This is a genomic window from Weeksella sp. HMSC059D05 (genome assembly GCF_001809725.1).
GTDB lineage: Bacteria > Bacteroidota > Bacteroidia > Flavobacteriales > Weeksellaceae > Weeksella > Weeksella virosa.
On sequence record NZ_KV798547.1, the window covers coordinates 1 to 4560 of the forward strand.

The 4560-nt window shown below is 31.0% G+C and carries 5 protein-coding genes and 1 pseudogene; all 6 read left to right on the plus strand.

Translation table 11 applies throughout. The features are described from left to right. A partial coding sequence (locus HMPREF2660_RS08110) for an RHS repeat-associated core domain-containing protein (RefSeq protein WP_221403270.1) occupies positions 1-1156 on the plus strand: 1156 nt, incomplete at its 5' end. 1 nt (position 1157) lies between these two features. Continuing rightward, complete coding sequence (locus HMPREF2660_RS08115) at positions 1158-1586, plus strand: hypothetical protein (protein ID WP_070486619.1); 429 nt, start codon at positions 1158-1160, stop codon at positions 1584-1586. 23 nt (positions 1587-1609) lie between these two features. Beyond that, a pseudogene (locus HMPREF2660_RS11150) lies at positions 1610-2359 on the plus strand (hypothetical protein); the annotation flags it as partial. Positions 2360-2365: 6 nt separating this feature from the next. Further along, on the plus strand, positions 2366-2815 hold the full coding sequence (locus tag HMPREF2660_RS11075) for a hypothetical protein (RefSeq protein WP_221403271.1): 450 nt from the start codon (positions 2366-2368) through the stop codon (positions 2813-2815). A gap of 23 nt (positions 2816-2838) precedes the next feature. Then, positions 2839-3882: an RHS repeat-associated core domain-containing protein gene (locus HMPREF2660_RS08130; protein WP_141743575.1), complete on the plus strand. Its 1044-nt coding sequence runs from the start codon at positions 2839-2841 to the stop codon at positions 3880-3882. Between the two features lie 9 nt (positions 3883-3891). Next, the gene (locus HMPREF2660_RS11170; RefSeq protein WP_070486624.1) at positions 3892-4485 is read left to right on the plus strand and encodes an STM3941 family protein; all 594 of its coding nucleotides are present in this window, start codon (positions 3892-3894) and stop codon (positions 4483-4485) included. Positions 4486-4560 lie beyond the last annotated feature (75 nt).

Here is a 4560-nt window from a genome sequence, read left to right on the forward strand (position 1 = left end):
AAACAACATCTTGCAGTTTTTCCCAACATCAGAAGGCTATGTGAACGTGGTCAACTGCCCTGAGTGTACCACCAAACAAAGTTTTGATTATGTGTATAACTATACCGACCATCTTGGCAATGTGCGGGTAAGCTACGCTTGGGATGACACCGAAAACAAATTAAAAATATTGGAAGAAAACCACTACTACCCTTTTGGGTTGAAACATAAAGGTTACCAACCGTTACAACAAATCATTGTAACTCCAGGTGAAGATATTGCAAGTAATAGAACAACTATTGAAGCAAAATTTGGCGATATAGGAATAGGAATTGATAATTCTATCTCAACGGGTTCGGCTACGTATAATTATAAGTTTAACGGTAAAGAGTTACAAAATGAGTTGAATTTAAACTTATATGACTATGGTGCAAGAATGTACGACCCAAGTATTGGGAGATGGATGAATGTTGACCCATTGGCGGAACAAATGAGACGACATTCACCTTACAACTACGCTTTTAATAATCCTGTTTTCTTTATTGATCCTGATGGGATGGCTCCAGAGGATATTAGAATAAGAGATGTAGATGGTAATTTATTAGCTACGTATTATACAAATTCAATAGACATAGATTATTATTTACAAAATGTGGATGTTTCTAATGACTTGAATATAAACATAAACAATGAATTAAATAATCAAAATAATCAAAATTTTGACGTTGATGTAATAGGTGTTAATATAGGAGGAGAGTTCACAGTAGGAATGGGAGCTAGTGCTGGGTTTCAGTTTGCAGTATTTCTTGATGGAGAAAATAAAGGAGAATATAGTTTTTTTGCAAATGTAGCAGCTAATATAGGTTTATCCGCTGGTGTTGGTATAAGTGCCTTTGCAGGTGATTTTATTGGTAATAAAGGTGATTCTAATATGAATTTTTCAGATTTTGAAGGAAATACTCAATCATATAATATAGGTGTTGGAGCTGTTTCAGGACAATATTTCTGGGGAAATAATCTAAATAGTAATCAACCTGAATTATATCCAGGAATGGGAAAAGTATATACCGAAAACTATGAACAAACATGGAGAGGGTATAGTTTTGGAGGAGCTCTAGGTCCTCCTCAATTAAAAGTAGGGTCTAGTTTAGGTTTTGGAACTACTAAGAAGTTATAACATGAATAAATATATATTATCATTAATTGTTGTAGTAATTGTTAGTACTTTTATTTATCTATTCCAAAATTCATTAAATAAAAGAACTGAAATAAAGAAAGTAAATAATCTAATAGAAGGCTTTGAATTAAAGGTTGCCTACAAAAATGAAAATAGAGCTTATTCTTTATTTCTTGTGGAAAATAACACTAAAATTAACGATTATTTATTAAAGCTAAGCTCAAAAGAAGCATTTAAAAAACCAGTTTTAAATCAATATGGTATAGTAAAAATAATTATACCTACAAACAAATTATACAAAACCGTAAATATTAGTGATACTATTATTAAACTAGAAAAATCCAACAAGTGTTATGTAAAAAAGAATGGGAAATTAATAAAGTTAAACTGTTTTAAAGATTTTCAAAATATTCAAAATTTGAATTGGTAGGGATGTAGGAATACAAATACCAAGGGCAAGAGAGACAAGAAGAATTAGGTCTTAATTGGGATAGCTTCAAATGGAGAAATTACATGCCAGAAATTGGTAGATTCTTTAATATAGATCCCCTTGCTGAAAAATATGTATATAATAGTCCTTATGCTTTTCAAGAAAATAAAATGGGGATGGGTAGAGAGTTAGAAGGCTTAGAACTTGAAACTTTTGAATATCTTAAAGATAAAGCAAAGGATGCAGCAAATTACGTTACTAAGAAAGCTTCTGAAGCTAAGCAGTGGATAGATGAAAATAAACCAACAGTTTATGTAGAGGCAACAGCTTCTGTTTCAGGAAATGTTGGAGTAGAAGGAAAGGTCAAAGGACCTGTGAATATAGGATTTAAAGGTAATTATAAAGGAAATGAATTAGGGTCTGTTAAATTGGGAGCAGAGTTGGACTCTAAAGCTAATTTAAATAACAGTTCAGAAGTTGATTATTATGGAAAAGATGGTCAAGTAAAAGAAACTTCTGGTTTTGGACTTTCAATGTTATTTGGTTTCGATCAGCAAAATGAAAAGAGAGTCGATCAGAAAACAAAAGAAGTTACAGAGTCATCAAAAAGTACGACCACATCAGTATCAATTTTAAATTCTACAATTAAGGAAAAAACGCAAAACGGTAAAACTAGTACAGAGAGGTCTAATTCAGCTAAGCTTGGGTTGGGAGTAGGAGCTTTCCTTAACGTTAATTTTGGTGTTGAGATAGGAATTAAATTTAAAAATTAAATGTTTATGGAATATATCAGTCGAAAATATAATTACTTATATTTTATATTAATGATATTAATTTCACTTTCTTTTATAGGTGTAGTGCTTATTATAATACTAGTCAATATTCATGAAATTATTTTAGAAAAGAGAATTTCTTCAATTGTTTTTACGTTATGCTATATTTCAATATTTATGTTCCTTATAAGATTTTCATATATAATGAATACAATAATATATGAATCAGAGACAGATAAGATAATCATAAAGAAGCTTTTTTTTAAAAAATATTTTAAATTAAATGAAATACAGAAAGTTGATAGATTTATCTTACCTTATCTTAATTATATTAAAATAGGTGGAAAATCATATTTTTTTATATCAAGAACAGTAGATCCATTTGGACAACACTTTAATTTTGATTTTGAAAAAGATTTAAAAGAGATAAGGAATCTTTTAAAGAAAAAAAGATAGGTAGTCATTATTATCCTTTTGGTTTGAAACATACAGGTTACAATGATTTGACCTTGGGTGTAGAAATTGTAAATAGTAGTGATGTTCGTGTGGGTATAGGTGTAGTAAATATGCAAACCTCAGGTAGTGATAGTTATAACTATAAGTTTGGAGGCAAAGAGTTGCAGGATGAACTCGGTTTGAACTGGACAGCGATGGATTTTAGAAACTACGACCCTGCTTTGGGTAGGTTTCATTCACACGATAGGTTATCAGAATCAGCACCTATGCACAATCCGTATCGCTTTGCTTTTAACAATCCTGTTTACTGGAGAGACCCAACAGGATTATTTGAGCAAAACCTTGAGACCTGCCCCACGTGTCCACAAACGCCAGAATTTAAGCCTTATATTGATGATCCAAACACTACATATATATATGACCCAGAAACAAATACTGCTAATGAACTAATAGTACTTACGGATGCAGCTATAATTGGAGGAAATAATAATAGTCGTAGTGCTTTGGATTACTTAAGGTACGCAAACACAGCGATGGGGTCATACGGAAACTCTTTGGCAAATAGTAAATATGGTGGTGGGTCTTTTGCAATATGGAATGGTCCAACAAAACGAAGTTTTGATGGAATCAAGATTAATGAAATAAAATACAGATACTCTCCTCATAATAGAGGTTTTAATCAATATACAGGGAAAGGTACGAAGGTAAGTAAAGTTATTCAAAAGGGTAGTCTGGTAACATCTGTTGTTTTGGAAGTTCCCGAGATAGTAGATGGCTTTGGAGAAAATACTGGAGAAGGCATAAAACAAACAGCAGGTGGTATAGGTTCTGTTGTAGGAGGTGTAATTGGAGGAGCTACTTTAGGTGTAATTGTTGGGGCAGAATCAGGTCCTGGGGCATTAGTTACAGGTATAGTAGGGGGCATTATAGGAGGTGTGGTCGGTGAAGAAGTCATGGAGTTTTATATAGATGCTGCAATGACTCCACTTACACCAGAACAAAAGCAACAAAATCTCCAAAGAGAAATTCAGAAATCACAAACGGTTTATGGACCTTTAAAATATTAATTTTCTGCGATGATATTGACAATTAAATATAGTAAAAGTAAGATCTTCGGTTTTATATTATTTTTCCTTGTAATGAATATAACATGTATTGGACTTATAATAAATCCTCAATTATTTGTTTCTAAATTCATTAGTAATCAGTATTTTATATTTGTTTTTGGTATACTTGGTTTTTTATATTCATTTTTAATGTTTATATCCAATGTATTATTGTTGTTTAATAGAAAAAAAGCAATAATCGTATCAGAATTGGAATTAGAAGACAATTCAACTTACGAAAGTATAGGAGTTATCAAATGGGATGATATAGACGCAATAGATACATGTGAACTTTACTCGGGTAAATATCTTGAGTTGACGATAAATAATAAAGAAAAATACATTAAAAATAATAGAATCAATATATTAAAGCTAATTCTTATGTATTTAAATAATTGGAAACCTAAAGATAAAATTATTATAAATTGTAGGAGATTAGATTGTACGTTTGATGAGCTAGAAAAAATCATTAAAGATAATTTTAGAGCATTTAACAAACAAAAACACTCAGCTTCTTCTATTGAGACACGTCCAAAACAGGATATCAAACGAAAAGGTAAGTAAATGTAATAGAATAGTTTAGAAGCATCACCGAAATCAAATACAATTACTTAAATTTACCTACAGAAGTTATTTGGA